The following is a 16,022-nucleotide window of genomic DNA, read 5'->3' as shown; positions in this document are numbered from 1 at the left end:
GCTCACCCTCCCCGATCCCCCGACCCCCCGGGCCCGCCGGAGGGGCCTTCGTGCGCCCCGGCCCGCCCCGAAGACAGGTGCCGACACCGCGTATCGACGCTCCGCGCCGATGTCTTCCTGTCCCCACCAGAAAGGTTGCGGTTGTGTCCGATTCCGTGCAGAACACCCCGCCCCCGGCCCGCAGCAGATCCCACCGCGCCGCGGATCCCGCCACCCTGGACGACGACGCGACGCTGCACGCCATGGGCTATCCGCGGAAACTGACCCGGCGATTCCGCGCGTTCGACAATTTCGCGATCTCTTTCACCATCATCAACATCATTTCCGGGATCTTCTCCTCCTTCGGGTTCGGGATGAACGCCGGCGGGCCGGTGATCCTGGTCTTCGGCTGGATAGCCGTGGCCGCCATGGTGCTGTTCGTCGGGGCCTCGATGGCCGAGATCGCCTCCGCCTACCCGACCAGCGGGGCGCTGTACTTCTCCGCCGGGAAGCTGGCCAAGCGGCACCGGGGCGCCTGGTCCTGGTACACGGGCTGGCTGAACTTCGTCGGCCAGGTCGGCGGTACGGCCGCGACCGGCTACGCGGCGGCCACCTTCATCCAGGCGTTCATCGCCATGCAGTGGCCGTCCTACGAGGCCACCCCGCAGCGGGCGGTGCTGATCACCGCGGCGATCCTGCTCGTCCAGGCGCTCGCCAACACCTTTACGGTGCAGCTGGTCGCGGTGCTGAACCGGATCTCCGTGTGGTGGCTGCTGATCGGCCTGGTGGTGATCGTCGCAGCGCTGATCGCACTGCCCTCCCACCACCAGTCCCCGTCGTTCGTGACGCACTTCGTCAACAACACCGGGTTCAGCAACGGCCTGTACGGCGCGCTGCTCGGCCTGCTCGTCACGAGCTGGACGTTCACCGGGTTCGACGGCAGCTTCCATATGTCCGAGGAGACGGTGCAGGCCACCGTCAACGCGCCCAAGGGCATCATGCGCGCCATCGGCTACTCCGCGGTCGCCGGTCTGGTCCTGATGCTCGCGCTGGTCTTCGCGATCCGCGACTACGCGGGCGCGGCAGGCGCCGAGGCGCCGCCGGTGCAGATCCTCATCGACGCGCTCGGCGCGGGCACCGCCAAGTTCCTGCTGCTGATCGTGATCGGCGCGATGCTGTTCTGCGGCCTGGCCAACATGACCAGCAACACCCGGCAGATCTTCGCCTTCTCGCGGGACGGCGCGATGCCCGGCTCCCGCTGGTGGCACTCGGTCTCCACGCGCACCCGCACCCCCGTCAAGGCGGTCTGGCTGGCCGCGGCCTGCTCGCTGGTGCTGGTCATTCCCGGCTGGTGGTCGCACACCGCGTTCACCGCCGTCGTCAGCGTCAACGTCGTCGGGCTGTTCCTCGCCTACGCGGTGCCGATCTTCCTGCGGCTGCGGCTGGACACCTTCCAGCCCGGGCCGTGGAACCTGGGGCGCTACGGCAAGCTCGTCGCGGCGGTCGCGGTGGCGTGGATCCTCATCAGCAGCGTGCTGTTCATGCTGCCGCAGGCGTCGCCGATCACCGCCGAAACGTTCAACTACGCGCCGATCGCGCTGGGTGTGGTGCTCGTCATCGCTACGGTGTGGTGGTTCGCCACCGCACGGCGGCGCTTCCAGGGACCGGTCAGCTACGGCCGCCCCGACGAAGTGGCCGCCATGGACCTGATCTGACGGCACGCCACCGCCGTGCGGGCCGAACGGCCCCACCAGGCCGGCCGCCCCGGTCCCCGGGCGGACCGGCCGACCGTCCCCTCGCCCCGCCGTCCCGCACGGCGGCGGGGCCCGACAGCCAAGGACTGCACCAGGTATGACCTCCACCGGCGAGATCCCGCGCCAGCCCGCCCCCACCGAAGCCGCCGACGCCTCCACCGGCCCCGCCCCCGGCACCGCGACCGCGACCCTCACCGAGAGCCCGGCCGCCCCCGCCGGACTCACCGTCCGGCCCGCCACGCTCGACGAGTGGCGCGAGGTGGCCGCCTGGGCCGCCGCGGAGAGCTGGAACCCTGGCCGCGCCGACGTGGACTGCTTCCACCCCACCGACCCCGGGGGCTTCTTCGTCGGCCACCTGGACGGGCAGCTGGTCTCCTCGGTGTCCGTCGTCAACTACTCGCCCGGGTACGCGTTCCTGGGCTACTACCTGGTGCACCCGGACTTCCGCGGCCGCGGGCTGGGGCTGGCCACGTGGCGCGCCGCCGTGGCGCACGCCGGGGACCGCACGATCGGGCTGGACGCGGTCCCGGCCCAGGAGGCCACGTACCGGCGCTCCGGTTTCACCACCGCGTACCGCACCACCCGCTACCGGGGCCGTCCCGTGCGCCCCGGCACGCCCGCGGTGCCGGTCGTGCCCGTCACCGCCGGCCACCTCGACGAGATCGCCGACTACGACCGGCAGTGCTTCCCGGCCGAGCGGCGCGCGTTCCTCTCGCGCTGGCTGACGGCCCCGGGCCACCACGCGTACGCGCAGGTGCGGGACGGCCGGGTGGCCGGGTACGGCGTGCTGCGGGCGGCCCAGGACGGCTACCGCCTCGGCCCCCTGTTCGCCGACACGTCACGCGGCGCCGAGGCGATCTTCGACGCCCTCGCGTCGCACCTCGGCCCCGAGGACGAGGTGCACATCGACATCCCCGACCCGCACCACAGCGCGCGGTCCCTGGCCCTCTCCCGCGGACTGGAGCCGGACTCGCACACGATGCGCATGTACACGGGCCCCGTCCCGCCGGCCCGGCCCGAGCGGGGTTACGCCGTAACCAGCCTGGAACTGGGCTGACGGACGGACGACCCGCGCACGGGGGCGGTGACCGGGCGGGGTCACCGCCCCCGTGCCGGTGGTCCGGGGCCCGGTCGGGCGGGAGAGACTGAGGACACGACCGACCGGCCGCACCCGTCGAGGAGAGCCAGCATGCACCCGTCGAACATGGTGAGAGGCGTCGAAGCACGCGGTGCGCGGCACTGCGAGACGGCGGCCCTGGGCGTCCTGCTGCGGCACGAGGGAATCGACCTGTCCGAACCCATGCTCTTCGGCCTCGGCTCCGGCCTGTCCTTCATCTACTGGGACGGCAAGAACCTGGACTTCCCCTTCCTCGGCGGGCGGGTCAGGCCCTTCGAGCTCACCAGGAACCTGGCCGCCCGGCTCGGCCTGGACCTCCAGGTCCGGGAAACCACCTCGCCCCGCAAGGCGTGGGAGCACGTGACGGCCCCCCTCGGCGCGGGACGCCCCGTCGGGCTCCAGCTCGACAGCTACCACCTGGACTACTTCGGGTCGAAGGTGCACTTCGGCGGCCATGTCGTCGCGCTGTACGGATACGACGACCACGCCGCGTACCTCGTGGACACCGAGCAGCAGGGCGGCACCGTCACCACCGGCCTGGACGGTCTCGCCAGGGCCCGGGCCGCCCGCGGCCCGATGACCGCCCGGCACCGGTCCTTCACCCTCACGGCTCCGGAGCGCCGGCCCGCCCTCCACCAGCAGCTCGTCCCAGCCATCACGGCCTGCGCCGAGGCCTTCCTCCACCCGCCCATCGCCAACCTGGGCCACCGGGGCATCGAGAAGGCTGCCGGGCTCGTACCCACCTGGCTGCGGCGCACCGACACCCCGCGGCGGGACCTGCCGCAGGCCGCTCTCCTGATGGAGAGGGGCGGCACCGGGGGCGCCCTCTTCCGCGCCTTCTACCGCGACTTCCTCGCCGAGTGCGCCGGACTGCTCGACGACGGCCGGCTGCGCACCGGCCACCGGCTGTACGCCGAGGCGGCCACCCTGTGGACGGAGACGGCGGCGCTGATCGAGGAGGCCGGCACGTCGGGCGACGCGCAGCCCCTCGTACGGGCCGGAACGGTCCTCGGCGAACTGGCCCGCATCGAGCGCGAGGCCATGGAGGCGCTGAGCCGCCTCGGCTAGGGCGCGCACCGGCCCCCGGCCCCGGCCCCGGGCAGAACACCCCGCTCTCGAACTCCTTTCCAGGGGACTCAAGTTCTTCGAATTGGTGAGGAGTTAACCATCGTCAGTACCCTCGCTGGCGGAAGGTGATCACGTACGGGCCGGGTGGGGTCCAGGAGGCGGCGATGGATGGCGGAGGGGTGGCGGGCGGGGCGGGCGATGACGACGCGGCGGCGTTCTCGCGGCTGGTGGCGCGCTATCGGCCGGAGTTGCAGGTGCACTGCTACCGGCTGCTGGGGTCGTTCGAGGAGTCCGGGCGGCTCGTGACGGAGACGCTGTTACGGGCGTGGCACGAGCGGGAGAGCTTCGCCGGGCACGCGACGTTCCGTACCTGGCTGTACCGCGTCGCGACGCATACGTGCCTGGATTTCCTGGCCACCGCGCCCCGTACGTCGCTGCCCCGGGAACTCCGCGGCGGCGGGCCGGTACCGGCGAGCGCGCTGCCCTGGCTCCAGCCGTGTCCCGACACGCTGCTGGAGCAGGTCCCGGCCCAGAAGACGGGGTCGGACGAGGTGGTGGCCAGGGAAACGATCAGCCTGGCGTTCGTGGCGGCGCTGCAGTTGCTGCCGCCGCGGCAGCGGGCCGTGTTCGTCCTGCGGGAGGTGCTGGGGTGGCCGGCGCGCGAGACGGCCGCGGCGCTCGGCGCCAGCGTCGCGGCCGTGAACAGTGCGTTGCAGCGGGCCCGGCCGGCGGTCGGCAGGCACCTGCCGCGCCCGGAAGGGCCCGGGGCCCCGGTTCGCGACGACTGCGCCGTACTGCGTCTCTACACCGACGCGTTGGAGCGGGACGACACCGCCGCGCTCGCCACCGTACTGCGTGAAGAGGCCCGTACCGCCCGCCGCCCCGACCCACCGGGCTGCCGCCGCCTTCCCACCCGCATGAACCGTCAGCCCGCCGTCGCCCTGTACGCCCGCGGGCCGGACGGGCGCGTACACCACGCCCACGGCCTGGAGGTCCTCCGCGTCGAGGGCGGCCGTATCGCCGGGATCACCGTGTTCGGCCCGGACCTCTTCGCCGTCATGGGACTGCCGCCCGCGCTGTGAGGGCGGATACCGCCGCCGCTCACGCCGTGCCCGACGGCACGCCCGCCGCGGGTGCCGCGTGGCCGTCGTCCTGCGCGTCCCAGCCTTCGGCGGTGACGCGGGCGAGCAGGGGTCCGGCGACGGCGGCGGGTACGGCGAGGCGGACCGTCAGGTCGTCGCGCGGCTCGGCGCCGGGGCGTACTTCGGCATCCTCGGGGCCGATGCCCAGTTCCGCGGTGGCGCGCAGGAGGCGGGAGAGCTCGCCGGGGCGGTCGGCGATCCGGACGCGTACGGACGCGGAGCGCGGCGGGTGGCCCGGGTGGCCGGCGGAGATCTCGTCCAGGCCGGAGATGCCCCGGTCGAGGAGGTCCACCAGGGTTTCCAGGCTCCGCGCGCTGCGCCGCCCGGGTGGTCCGGCCAGGTCGCGCAGGGCGACGAGGAGTTCGCCGAGGTCGGCCTGGAGGTCGGTGAGGACTCCGGCGACGGCGCCCGCGTTGGCCTGGAGGATGTCGCTCCAGAGCCGGGAGTCGCCGCCGGCGATCCGGGTCACATCGCGCAGTCCCTGGCCGGCCAGCCGCGGCGCCTGTGGCGTGCCGTGGCGCAGCCGGGCCGCCATCAGGCTGGCCACCACGTGCGGTACGTGGGAGGTCAGCGCCACCGCGTCGTCGTGTGCCCTGCTCTGCATCACCAGGGGCACCGCCCCGCAGAGCCCGATCAGGGCCAGCGCGCGGTCCAGTGCGGTGCGCGAGGTGAGCCGGGACGGGGTGAGCACCCAGACGCGGTCCTGGAAGAGGTCCACACGGGCCGCGAGGGGGCCGGACCGTTCGCGGCCGGCCAGCGGGTGGCCGCCGATGTAGCGCGTCGGGTCGGGCGCCTTGGCGAGGACGGCCCGTTCCGGTTCGGCTTTCACGCTGGCCACGTCGGTGTAGCTGCCGGCCAGTCCTTGCCTCTGCTGCTGGGCGAGGACGGCGGCGACCTGGCTGGGCGGTACGGCGATCACGGCCAGGTCCACCGGCTCGGACGGCGGCCCCGGCACCCCCGCGCCCAGGGCCGCCGCGGTCCGTACGGCGGCCTCGTCACGGTCCAGGAGGTGGACCGTGACGCCCTGGCGGGCCGCGGCGAGCGCCAGGGAGGTGCCGATCAGCCCGGTGCCGACGACGGCCAGGGTGCGGATCACCGGGCACCGCCCGGACGCGGTCCGTCCGGTGCGGCGGGCGGGGGGGCGGCCCCGTCCGCCGCACCTTCCCCGTCGGCCGTCGCGCCACCGTTGGCCCGCAGCCGTTCGGTGAGGAGCGCGGCGAGCCGGTCGAGGCCCTTGTCGATCCGTTCCGGGGTCAGGGTGCTGATGGACAGCCGGAGCTGGCGGCACTGCGCGGACGCGCCGTAGAAATGGTGCATCGGGGTGAACAGCACGCCGTGCTTGCGGGCCGCGTGCTCCAGGAAGTCGTCGGTGACGACGAACGGCACGCTGAGCACCACGAAGAAGCCGCCGGTCGGCTCGTTCCAGGTGATGCCGGGAACGTCGGCGAAGCGCCGGGCCAGGCCGGCCAGCACCTGGTTGAGGTTGCGCCGGTAGACGGCCGTCTCCCGGCGGTTGGCCTCGACCATGCTGCATCCGTGGCTGAGCAGCTTGCCGCCGATGACGGCCTGGGCGATCGGCGAGGTGTTCACGGTGAGCATGCTCTTGATCTTCGAGAGTTCGTCGGCGAGCAGTCCGTCGCCGTTCGGGCCGCCGGTCACCCGCTGGTCGGCGACCACGTACCCGACCCGCGCCCCGGGGACGCCGGTCTTCGCGAACGAGCCGAGGTAGACGACGCGGCGGCCGCGGTCCAGGGACTTCAGCGTCGGCGGCCGTTCGGCGGAGGTGTGGAAGACGCCGTACGCGTTGTCCTCCAGCAGCAGCAGGTTCTCGCGCTCGGCGATCTCCAGCAGACGGTGCCGGTCGGCCAGGTCCATGCTGGCGCCCACCGGATTGGCGAAGTCGGGTGTCACGTAACAGGCGCGCACCCGCCGGCCCGCCGCCCGCGCGCTGCGCAGCTGGGCGACCAGGTCGTCCAGGTCGATGCCGTGCTCCCCGCTGTGCACGGGCAGTACGGGCATGTCGGCGAGGAGCGCGGCGCCGGTCAGGCCGACGTAGGTGGGCCGGGGCGCGAGGACCGCGTCACGGCTGTCGGCGCGCAGCGCGCGCAGCAGGAGGAACATCGCCTCCTGGCAGCCGACCGTGACGACCACGGACCCGTCCACGGCCTCGATGTCCTCGTCCACGGCCAGGCTCCGCGCGATCAGCCCGGCGATGATCCCTTTGGTCTCGCCGTACTGGAACAGGGTCCGCGCGATTTCCGCTTCCGTCATCTTCCGCTCGGTGCCCAGGTGGTCGCAGAAGACCTGGAGATATTGATGCACCTGGGATGCGTCATAAAACCCTTCGTACGGCCGTCCGGCCGCGAAGGAGATCGCTTCCGGATATGTGTCCGCGATCTGATTCAGAAGATTCATGGACTCCATCGAGGCATCGGCCAGCGATGCGTGCAGGGTCGCGGTATTCAGCTCGGCGGCGATTTCCGGTTGCATGATTTCCATGGCTGCCTTCTGTCAGTCAGGAAGGGGTACGGCGCGCGGGCCCGCGGGCCCGCGCCGCGCGCCCTCAGCATCCCCCAGGGCCGGATCAACAGCAATCGTCGTCCGGGGTGTGCGACGGGTCAAGGTGATGGCGGGTCGGCCGTCCGGCGGAGCGTCAATTCTTGACAGCTGCGACGGTACTGGCGCCGGTGTAATGTCTGGCAGCACCGTAATTGTTCGCCTTCCGCTGTCCGGCGGCAGTGGCGAACTCGCTGAAGAGGTCCGCGGATTAGGCCGGTGCCGTTCGTCGGCGTGGGTCCACGGCAGGTAATCCGTCCGCTCCGGTAGGCGAGCCGGCTCGATGAGCCATGCCCAGATCGATCCTCCGAATCCTTCAATCCTTCACACCCTTCAAAAAACGGGGACTCTCCATGACAGTTTCAGACTCCGCAGCGGCCACGGCCGCTGTCGGCGACCTGGCGATCGACTACATCGAGATGTACGTGGCCGACCTGGACGCGGCGGCGTTCGCGTGGGTCGACAAGTACGCGTTCACCGTCGTCGGCACCGGCGGCTCCGCCGATCACCGCAGCATCGCCCTGCGGCACGGCACGATCACCCTCGTCCTCACCACGGCGACCTCCGACCGGCATCCGGCGTCGGTCTACGTCGTCGACCACGGTGACGGCGTCGCGGACATCGCGCTGCGCACCGCCGACGTCGAGGGCGCCTTCGCCCACGCCGTCGCGAACGGTGCCGAGCCGCTGCGCCGGCCGGCCCGGCACGGCGGCGCCGGCGCGGCCGTCACGGCCACCGTCAGCGGCTTCGGCGACGTGGTGCACACGCTCGTGCAGCGCGGCCCGGAGGAGGGCCCGGGGCTGCCGGTCGGCTTCGTGGCGACGCTCCAGTCGCGGCAGCCGGTGCCCAGCGAGGCGGGGCTGCTCGAACTGGACCACATCGCGGTATGCCTGAACAACGGCGACCTCGACGGGACCGTCGCGTACTACCGGCGCGCCCTCGGGTTCCAGGAGATCTTCGAGGAGCACATCGTCGTGGGCGCGCAGGCGATGGACTCCAAGGTCGTGCAGAGCCCCACCGGCCGGGTGACCCTGACACTCATCGAGCCGGACACCACGGCCGACCCGGGGCAGATCGACGACTTCCTCAAGAGCCACCAGGGCGCGGGGGTCCAGCATCTCGCGTTTTCCTGTGACGACGCCGTGCACGCGGTGCGCACCCTGACCGGGCGCGGCGTGGAGTTCCTCAGCTCCCCGTCCGCCTACTACGACCTGCTGGGCGCGCGGATCCAGCTCAGCCAGCACAGCCTGGAGGATCTGCGGTCCACCAGCCTGCTGGCGGACCAGGACCACGGCGGCCAGCTGTTCCAGATCTTCACCGCCTCCACCCACCCGCGCCGCACGATCTTCTACGAGATCATCGAGCGGCAGGGCGCGGAGACGTTCGGCAGCTCCAACATCAAGGCGCTGTACGAGGCCGTGGAGCTGGAGAAGAAGGGCCAGCGTGTCTGACCCGGCGCCCGGCGGCGACGCGGCGGCGGCCGAGCTCCTGACCCTGGAGGACGTGGAGCGGGCCGCCGCCGCGGTGCTGCCCGCCGGGGTGCGGGACTTCGTGGCGGGCGGCAGCGGGCGCGAGCGCACCCTCGCCGCCAACCGGGCGGCGTTCGACCGGATCTTCCTGCGGCCGCGGGTGCTGCGCGACGTGTCGCATCGTTCGACCGCGACCGAACTGCTGGGCCGGCCGGTGTCGATGCCGGTGGCGATCGCCCCGGTGGCCTACCAGGGTCTGGTGCACCCCGAGGGTGAACTGGCGGCGGCGCGGGCGGCGAAGGCCGCGGGCGTGCCGTTCACGGTGAGCACGCTGAGCACCGTGCCGGTGGAGGAGATCACCGCGCTCGGCGGTGACGTCTGGTTCCAGCTGTACTGGCTGCGGGAGCCCGGCCGGGCCCTGGAGCTGGCGCGGCGCGCCGAGGACGCGGGCTGTACGGCGCTGATGCTGACCGTGGACGTCCCGTGGATGGGGCGCCGACTGCGCGACGTACGCAACGAGTTCACGCTGCCGGATCACGTACGGGCCGCCCATCTCGACGGGGGCGGCGCCTCGGCGGCCCACCACCGCACCGCCGGTGCCTCGGCGGTGGCCGTGCACACGGGCCGGGAGTTCTCCTCGTCGCTGACCTGGTCGCACGTGGCGGAGCTGCGCGCGAGCACCCGGCTGCCGCTGCTGCTCAAAGGGGTGCTGGCGCCGGAGGACGCGGTGCGGGCCGCGGAGTTCGGCGTGGACGCCGTCGTGGTGTCCAACCATGGAGGTCGTCAGTTGGACAGTGCCCTGCCGAGCGTCGAGGCACTGCCCGAGATCGCCGGGGCCGTCGGCGGCGACTGCCGGGTGCTGCTGGACAGCGGGGTCCGCTCCGGTACGGACGTGCTCAAGGCCCTCGCCCTCGGCGCGTCCGGGGTGCTGGTCGGGCGCCCGCCGGTGTGGGGCCTGGCCGTGGCCGGGGAGGACGGCGTGCGCCGGGTGCTCGGCCTGCTGGCCGGCGAGCTGGCCGACGCGCTGGGGCTCGCGGGCTGCGCCACGGTCGCGGACGCGCGGCGGCTGCGTTCGGTACGGACCGGAGCCGCGGCCGGTGCGGACGACGCCGGTCAGCGGGCCGGGGCCGTCCTGACGGCCGGTGATCCCGCGGCCGTCGAAAGCGCCGCCGGACCGTAGCCCCGCGGCCGTGGTCCCGCCACGGTCCCGGGAACGCCCGGCACGACAAGAGCTCCTGGTGGTCGAAGTTCCGGAGATTCCGGGCCCCGGACCGCCAGGAGCTTTTCGCGGTGCCGTCGGCCGGCAGCGCCACCTGCCGCGCGGTTACGTACCCGAGCCGTCCGTCTCCAGCTCGTGCACCGCGATCGCGCCGGCCGGGCACCGCAGGGCCGCCGTCCGTACCTTCGCCGCCAGTTCCGCGGGCGGTGCCGGGTCGGTGAGCACCACCGTGCCGTCCTCCTCCGACTGGTCGAAGACCGCGGGCACCAGCAGCGTGCACATGCCGGAAGCCGCGCAGATCTCCGCGTCGACCCGTACCTCGACCATCGTCCCTCCTCGTTTCGAACCGCCGTCACCAGGCGACGGGCAGGCGCTCCAGGCCGTACGCGATGGAATTCGTCTTGTGCGGCACCTCGGCGGCGGGCACGGCCAGCCGCAGGTCCGGGAACCGGCGCCACAGGGCCAGGTAGGCGGTGCGCAGTTCCATCCGGCCGAGCGCTGCGCCGATGCAGTGGTGGATGCCGTGCCCGAAGGCGATGTGCGGCAGCGGCTCGCGCTCGACGTCGAAGCGGTCGACGTCGGGGGCGAGCACCGGGTCGCGGTTGGCCATCGGGATCGAGCAGACGACCTCCTCCCCCGCCTTGATCAGCTGTCCGGCCACGACCACGTCCTCGACGGCGGTGCGCGGGGTCGGCGCGTGCGCGACGGACAGGAAGCGGAGCAGTTCGTCCACCACGCGGTCGACGTTGTTCTCGGGGTCCGCCAGCAGTACGGCGAGCTGGTCCGGGTGTTCCAGGAGGGCCAGCACGCCGAGGCTGATCATGCCGTTGACGTTGTCCAGGCCGGCCAGCACCATCAGGCCGCAGATGCCGAGCAGTTCCTCGTCGTCGAAGTTGTCGCCGTGGTCGCGGATGAGCTGGCCGATGAACCCCTCGTCGGGGTCCTTGCGCTGCCGTTTGACCAGCGCGCGCAGGTAGTTGGAGGTGTACGCCTGGGCCGCGGCGCGCTCCTTGCGGCCGCGGTCCTGCTCCAGCTGCCACTGGTGCTTGACCAGGAACTCGCGCCGGTCGTCGCGGGGCACGCCGAGCAGTTCGCACAGCACCGCGCCGGAGATCGGGCTCGCGTACAGGTCCACCAGGTCGGCGGGCTGCCCGGCCCGTTCCATGGCGTCCAGGCAGCGTTCCGCGATCGCCTCGGTCACCGGCTTGAGCCGCTGGATGCGGCGGACGGTGAACTCCGGTGTGAGCATCTTGCGCAGCCGGGTGTGCTCGGGCTGGTCGTAGTCCATGAGGTGGCCGGACATCTCCTGCGGGCGGTGCTTGTTCCCGCCGCGCGTGACCTGGGCGCGGAACCGGCGCTGGTTGCTGAAGCGGACGTGGTCGCCCATGACCTGGCGTACGGCCTCGTAGCTGAGGGCCATCCAGATGGGTTCGGGCGGGGCTCCGGGTGCCGGTGCCACCTCTTCCCTGATGAGGGCGCCCTGGGCGCGCTGCCGGCGGATGTCGTCCGACGGGCCGAAGCCCGCCCGGCGGGCGTGGTCGAACTGATGCTGGGACTCGTCCGGCATTGCTGCGTCTCCTCCTACCATTCGACGGGCAACGATTCCAGGGCGTACTGACGGGACCGGGCGGGCCGGAACCGGACCCGCTCGTGCGGTACGGCGAGCCGCAGGTCCGGGAAGCGGCGCAGCAGGGCCGGGAAGGCGATGCGCAGTTCCATCCTGGCCAGCGGGGCGCCGAGGCAGTGGTGGATGCCGTGGCCGAAGGCCATGTGGGTGGCCGGCTCGCGGGTGATGTCGAAGCGGTCCGCGGGCTCGCCGGGAGCCGGTACGCGGTTGGCGGCCAGCAGTGAACAGGCCACGCTCTCCCCGGCCTTGATGGTCCGGCCACCGATGGTCACGTCTTCCAGTGCCGTACGGGGCGAGGCGGTGTGGATGACCGTGAGGTAGCGCAGCACCTCCTCGACCGCGCGGTCGGTCAGTTCGGGGTGTTCGCGCCACAGGGCGAGCTGGTCGGGGTGTTCCAGCAGCAGCAGGGTGCCGAGTCCGAGGATGCTGGCGACCTGCTCGAAGCCGGCGGCCATCACCGTCGCGCCGATGCCTGCCAGTTCCGCGTCGGATATGGCCGCGCCCTGTTCGCGGACGAGGCTGCCGAGCATGTCGTCGCCGGGGTTGCGGCGGCGGCGCTCGGCGAGCTGGCCCATGTACGCCCAGTACGCCTTCCCGGCGGCCAGCTGCTGTTCCTGGCTGCGGCCCACGTCCCGGGTGATGTCCAGGTAGCGCGCCAGTTCCGTCTGGTCGTCCCGGGGTACGCCCAGCAGTTCGCAGCTGGCCAGGCCCGGGATCGGCCAGGCGAAGTGGCGTACGAGGTCGGCCGGGCGGCCGACGCGCTCCATGGTGTCCAGGCAGTCCTGGACGATCTCCTCGATGCGGGGCTCCAGCCGGCGCATCTTGCGCACCGTGTACTCCGGCGTGAGCAGTTTGCGCAGCCGGGTGTGGTCGGGCGGGTCGTACTGGAGCAGGTTCCCGGCCTGGACCAGGCTCTCGGCGTCCTCCTCGCTGTCGGCGGGCGGGCGGGTGCTGAACCGTTCCGCGTCGGCCAGCACCGCCCGCACCTCGGCGTGCCCGGTGGCCACCCAGCCCACCTGCTCGGAAGGACCGATCGTGACGTCGGTCTCGACCAGCGGAGTCTCCCTGGCCATCCGGACCAGTTCGGGTACCGGGTCGAAGCGGTCCCGCCGGTAGTGCGCGGGGATTTCGGGCGTCTCGGGCATCCGCTGATCCTCTTCTTCGTCGTCGTCCGTGGTCACCCACTGCTGGCAGGGAGCCAGAACATGCCGTCCGGTGACGACACCAGCCCGCCGGGCAGCAGCGGCGTCTCGGGCTCGGCGTCCGCGCCGAGCAGCGCGCGCATCTGCACCTGGGAGCCCTCCCGCGTCACCTGACTGACCACCGAGGACTTGAACAGCGGCAGCATGCTGCCGTCCTCGCTGTGCGCCAGCTGGTCGACCGCGCCGGCGAACTCCGCGGAGTCGGCCCGCAGGCGCTCCGCCATCGCGTCGGCGTCGGTCAGCGCCGTCTCGCCCGAGGAGACCCCGCCGACCAGGTCGACGAACGCCTCCATCTCGGAACGCTTGTGGTGCGTGACCTTCTTGGCCCGCCAGAAGTAGGACTGCTCGCTGTGGTGCATCTCGTAGAACGAGAGCAGGAACTCGTAGAAGACGCTGTACTCCCGCCGGTAGCGCGCCTCGAACTCCCGCAGCGCCACGGCCTCGTCGACGAGTCCCGCCAGGACACTGTTGATGCTACGCGCCGCGAGCAGTCCACTGTAGGTGGCCAGGTGCACGCCGGAGGAGAACACCGGGTCCACGAAGCACGCCGCGTCGCCCACCAGCAGCATTCCGGGCCGGGAGAACGTCGTCTGGTGGTACGAGTAGTCCTTGCGCACCCGCAGCTGCCCGTACTGCCCGGTGGTGACCCGTCGGGCGTTCGCCAGGTATTCGCTGATCAGCGGGCACTCCGCGATCAGTGCCCGCAGCGCCTTCTCCTGGTCGCCCTGGATCTTCTCCGCCATCTCCCGGCGCACCACGGCGCCGACGCTGGTGAGGGTGGGGCTCAGCGGGATGTACCAGAACCAGCCGCTGTCGAAGGCGACCGAGAGGATGTTGCCGGAGTTGGGCTCCGGGAGCCGCTTGCCGCCCTCGAAGTAGCCGAAGAGGGCGAGGCTGCGGAAGAATTCCGAGTAGGTGCGCTGCCCGCCGACGCGCTGGAACAGCCGGCTCTTGTTGCCCGACGCGTCGACCACGAAGGTGCCGTGCGCCTCGCGTTCGGCACCGTCGGCGTCGGTGTAGCGCACGCCCCGTACCCGCTCCTCGTCCGCGATCACGTCCGCGACGGCGCAGCCCTCGCGGACCTCGGCGCCGCAGCGGCCCGCGTGGCGCAGCAGGATCTCGTCGAACTTCGACCGCTCGACCTGGTACGCGTACGACGTCGGGCCCGCCATGTGCTCGGAGACCGAGAAGGAGAACGTCCAGGGCTCCGGCGTCGCGCCCCACCGGAAGGTGCCGCCCCGTTTGCGGGTGAACCCCGCCGCCGCCAGGTCGTCCGCCACGCCCGTCAGCCGGCACACCCCGTGCACGGTCGACGGCAGCAGCGACTCGCCTATCTGGTAGCGGGGGAAGAATTCCTTTTCCAGTATCAGGACGCGGTGTCCCTGCCGTGCCACGAGCGCGCCGAGCGTGGAGCCGGCCGGACCGCCGCCGACGATCACCACGTCGAATGTCTCCGGGTTCGCCGGGTTCCCTGCGTTCGCTGAATTCGCCACGGCCCTCTCCCCCATTCCCGGCGGACCGCACCCGTGCATTGCGCACAGATATCCTGCCGCCTGCTATTCGATTGTTAATTTCCGCTGAGAATCCGTCAAGGAAGGCGGTTTGACAGCGGCCCCGGGTGTAGTGCGCCGACCGATCAGGGAGAGCATCGGCCCGGTCATAAAGGTGGTGATCAGGGCCATGAGGACCAGGACGGTGAACATTTCGGGTCCGATGATCCCGGCCTCCAGTCCCACGTTCAGGACGATCAGTTCCGTCAGGCCCCGGGTGTTGACCAGCGCGGCCACCAGTGCCGACTGGTGCCGGTCCAGCCGGCTCAGCCGCGCCGCCGCGTACGCCGGGACGACCTTGCCGGCGGTGGCGACGGCCACGATCAGCGCGAGCAGCGCGACGGCATCGCCGTTCAGCGACCCGATGTTGAACGACAGCCCGGTGGTGACGAAGAACAGCGGCAGCAGCAGGCCGGCGCTCTGCTCCATGGGGCGCAGCACGTCGGCGTCCGGCACCCCGTCGCGGCGGGGCATGGCCAGACCGGCCAGCAGGCCGCCGAAGACCGGGTGCAGGCCGAGCGACGAGGTGACCCAGGCGCTGCCCAGGGCGAGGGCCAGCGCGATGGTGACCCGGTTGGCCGTCAGCGCCCTGGAGCGGTTCAGCCATCGGCCGAGCACCGGCCGTACGACCAGGAACATGACCGCCACGAACGCGGTGACCAGCAGCAGCGTCAGGGCCCAGTGCCGCCCCGGCGCGTGGCCGGTGCCGACGAGGGCGGCGGCCAGCACCAGCCACGCGGCCACGTCCATGAACCCGGCGGCGGTGGTCGAGATCGTGCCGGCCGGGGTGCCCGCGAGGCCGCGCTCACGGATGATGGCGACCAGCACCGGAAGGGCGGTGATGGCCACCGCCACCACCATGAACAACAGGAAGGACCGGCCGCTCGCGTGCCGCGGGTCGACCGACGAGAAGGCGCCGGGCAGCAGTTCCACCGCTCCGGCGCTCAGCGCGGCGGGTGTCAGCAGCGCGGCCACCGCGACCACGGCCGCCGCCCGGCCGCCCCGGCGCAGCTGCCGCGCGTCGATCTCGTAGCCCGCCACGAACATGAAGAGCACGATGGCGACCTGGGACAGCACCGACAGGAAGGGCAGCACTTCCTTCGGGAACAGGTGGGCGGTCGGATTGCCGGGGAGCCGGCCCAGCAGGGTCGGCCCCAGGGCGATGCCCGCCACGATCTGGCCGATGACGGCCGGCTGGCCGCACCGGCGGGCCGCGGCGCCCAGCAGCCAGGACACCACGACGATCAGGGCGATGTCGCCGATGACGACGGTCACCACCGTCTCGCTATTCATTTGAAGCCTCCCCCGCGAGGGCGGCCGGCGTCCCGGCCGCCCTCTT

Annotated in this window: 13 protein-coding genes; 6 read left to right on the top strand and 7 right to left on the bottom strand. The window is 72.3% G+C overall.

The window, feature by feature from the left end; all coding sequences use genetic code 11:
* Window positions 1-242 precede the first annotated feature (242 nt).
* The 4 genes from IH45_RS0132445 (at window position 243) to IH45_RS0132430 (ending at window position 5,000) form a co-directional block, all read left to right on the top strand.
* Window positions 243-1,694 (top strand): amino acid permease, encoded by a 1,452-nt coding sequence (locus tag IH45_RS0132445; protein ID WP_030676829.1) that lies wholly within the window; start codon window positions 243-245, stop codon window positions 1,692-1,694.
* Between the two features lie 136 nt (window positions 1,695-1,830).
* On the top strand, window positions 1,831-2,790 hold the full coding sequence (locus IH45_RS0132440) for a GNAT family N-acetyltransferase (protein WP_030676826.1): 960 nt from the start codon (window positions 1,831-1,833) through the stop codon (window positions 2,788-2,790).
* 132 nt (window positions 2,791-2,922) lie between these two features.
* On the top strand, window positions 2,923-3,918 hold the full coding sequence (locus tag IH45_RS0132435; RefSeq protein WP_234440763.1) for a BtrH N-terminal domain-containing protein: 996 nt from the start codon (window positions 2,923-2,925) through the stop codon (window positions 3,916-3,918).
* A 164-nt stretch (window positions 3,919-4,082) separates the two neighbouring features.
* On the top strand, window positions 4,083-5,000 hold the full coding sequence (locus IH45_RS0132430; protein WP_030676820.1) for an RNA polymerase subunit sigma-70: 918 nt from the start codon (window positions 4,083-4,085) through the stop codon (window positions 4,998-5,000).
* A gap of 19 nt (window positions 5,001-5,019) precedes the next feature.
* On the opposite strand, the gene IH45_RS01000000144315 is transcribed toward IH45_RS0132430, so the two are convergent.
* Window positions 5,020-6,156, bottom strand: coding sequence for a prephenate dehydrogenase (locus IH45_RS01000000144315; protein WP_032918733.1), 1,137 nt, complete (start codon window positions 6,154-6,156; stop codon window positions 5,020-5,022).
* Window positions 6,153-7,559, bottom strand: a complete 1,407-nt coding sequence (locus tag IH45_RS0132420) for an aminotransferase-like domain-containing protein (RefSeq protein WP_030676815.1) — start codon at window positions 7,557-7,559, stop codon at window positions 6,153-6,155. The genes IH45_RS01000000144315 and IH45_RS0132420 overlap by 4 nt, the downstream gene beginning before the upstream one ends.
* Before the next feature lie 410 nt (window positions 7,560-7,969).
* On the opposite strand from IH45_RS0132420, the gene hppD reads away from it, so the two are divergent.
* Together hppD and IH45_RS0132410 are read left to right on the top strand one after the other, a co-directional pair.
* On the top strand, window positions 7,970-9,067 hold the full coding sequence (gene hppD / locus IH45_RS0132415; RefSeq protein ID WP_050515337.1) for a 4-hydroxyphenylpyruvate dioxygenase: 1,098 nt from the start codon (window positions 7,970-7,972) through the stop codon (window positions 9,065-9,067).
* Window positions 9,060-10,265, top strand: a complete 1,206-nt coding sequence (locus tag IH45_RS0132410) for an alpha-hydroxy acid oxidase (RefSeq protein WP_050515336.1) — start codon at window positions 9,060-9,062, stop codon at window positions 10,263-10,265. The genes hppD and IH45_RS0132410 overlap by 8 nt, the downstream gene beginning before the upstream one ends.
* A gap of 144 nt (window positions 10,266-10,409) precedes the next feature.
* Here the strand turns inward: IH45_RS0132410 and IH45_RS0132405 are convergent, their stop codons facing one another.
* Genes IH45_RS0132405 through IH45_RS0132385 form a run of 5 tightly spaced genes read right to left on the bottom strand, consistent with a single transcriptional unit; the run spans window position 10,410 to window position 15,976 of the window.
* Window positions 10,410-10,631 (bottom strand): ferredoxin, encoded by a 222-nt coding sequence (locus IH45_RS0132405; RefSeq protein ID WP_030676809.1) that lies wholly within the window; start codon window positions 10,629-10,631, stop codon window positions 10,410-10,412.
* Between the two features lie 25 nt (window positions 10,632-10,656).
* Window positions 10,657-11,871: a cytochrome P450 gene (locus tag IH45_RS0132400; protein WP_030676807.1), complete on the bottom strand. Its 1,215-nt coding sequence runs from the start codon at window positions 11,869-11,871 to the stop codon at window positions 10,657-10,659.
* Between the two features lie 14 nt (window positions 11,872-11,885).
* Window positions 11,886-13,076 carry a cytochrome P450 gene (locus IH45_RS0132395; RefSeq protein ID WP_030676804.1) on the bottom strand — a complete coding sequence of 397 codons (1,191 nt, stop codon included), beginning with the start codon at window positions 13,074-13,076 and terminating at the stop codon, window positions 11,886-11,888.
* Between the two features lie 32 nt (window positions 13,077-13,108).
* Window positions 13,109-14,641, bottom strand: a complete 1,533-nt coding sequence (locus tag IH45_RS0132390; protein WP_050515335.1) for a tryptophan 7-halogenase — start codon at window positions 14,639-14,641, stop codon at window positions 13,109-13,111.
* A 48-nt stretch (window positions 14,642-14,689) separates the two neighbouring features.
* On the bottom strand, window positions 14,690-15,976 hold the full coding sequence (locus IH45_RS0132385; RefSeq protein WP_030676799.1) for a cation:proton antiporter: 1,287 nt from the start codon (window positions 15,974-15,976) through the stop codon (window positions 14,690-14,692).
* Between the last annotated feature and the right edge of the window lie 46 nt (window positions 15,977-16,022).

The organism is Streptomyces rimosus subsp. rimosus, from assembly GCF_000720725.1.
Taxonomy (GTDB): domain Bacteria; phylum Actinomycetota; class Actinomycetes; order Streptomycetales; family Streptomycetaceae; genus Streptomyces; species Streptomyces rimosus_A.
The sequence above is the reverse complement of the archived record's forward strand: the minus strand, read 5'-3'. Positions and strand labels throughout refer to the sequence as shown.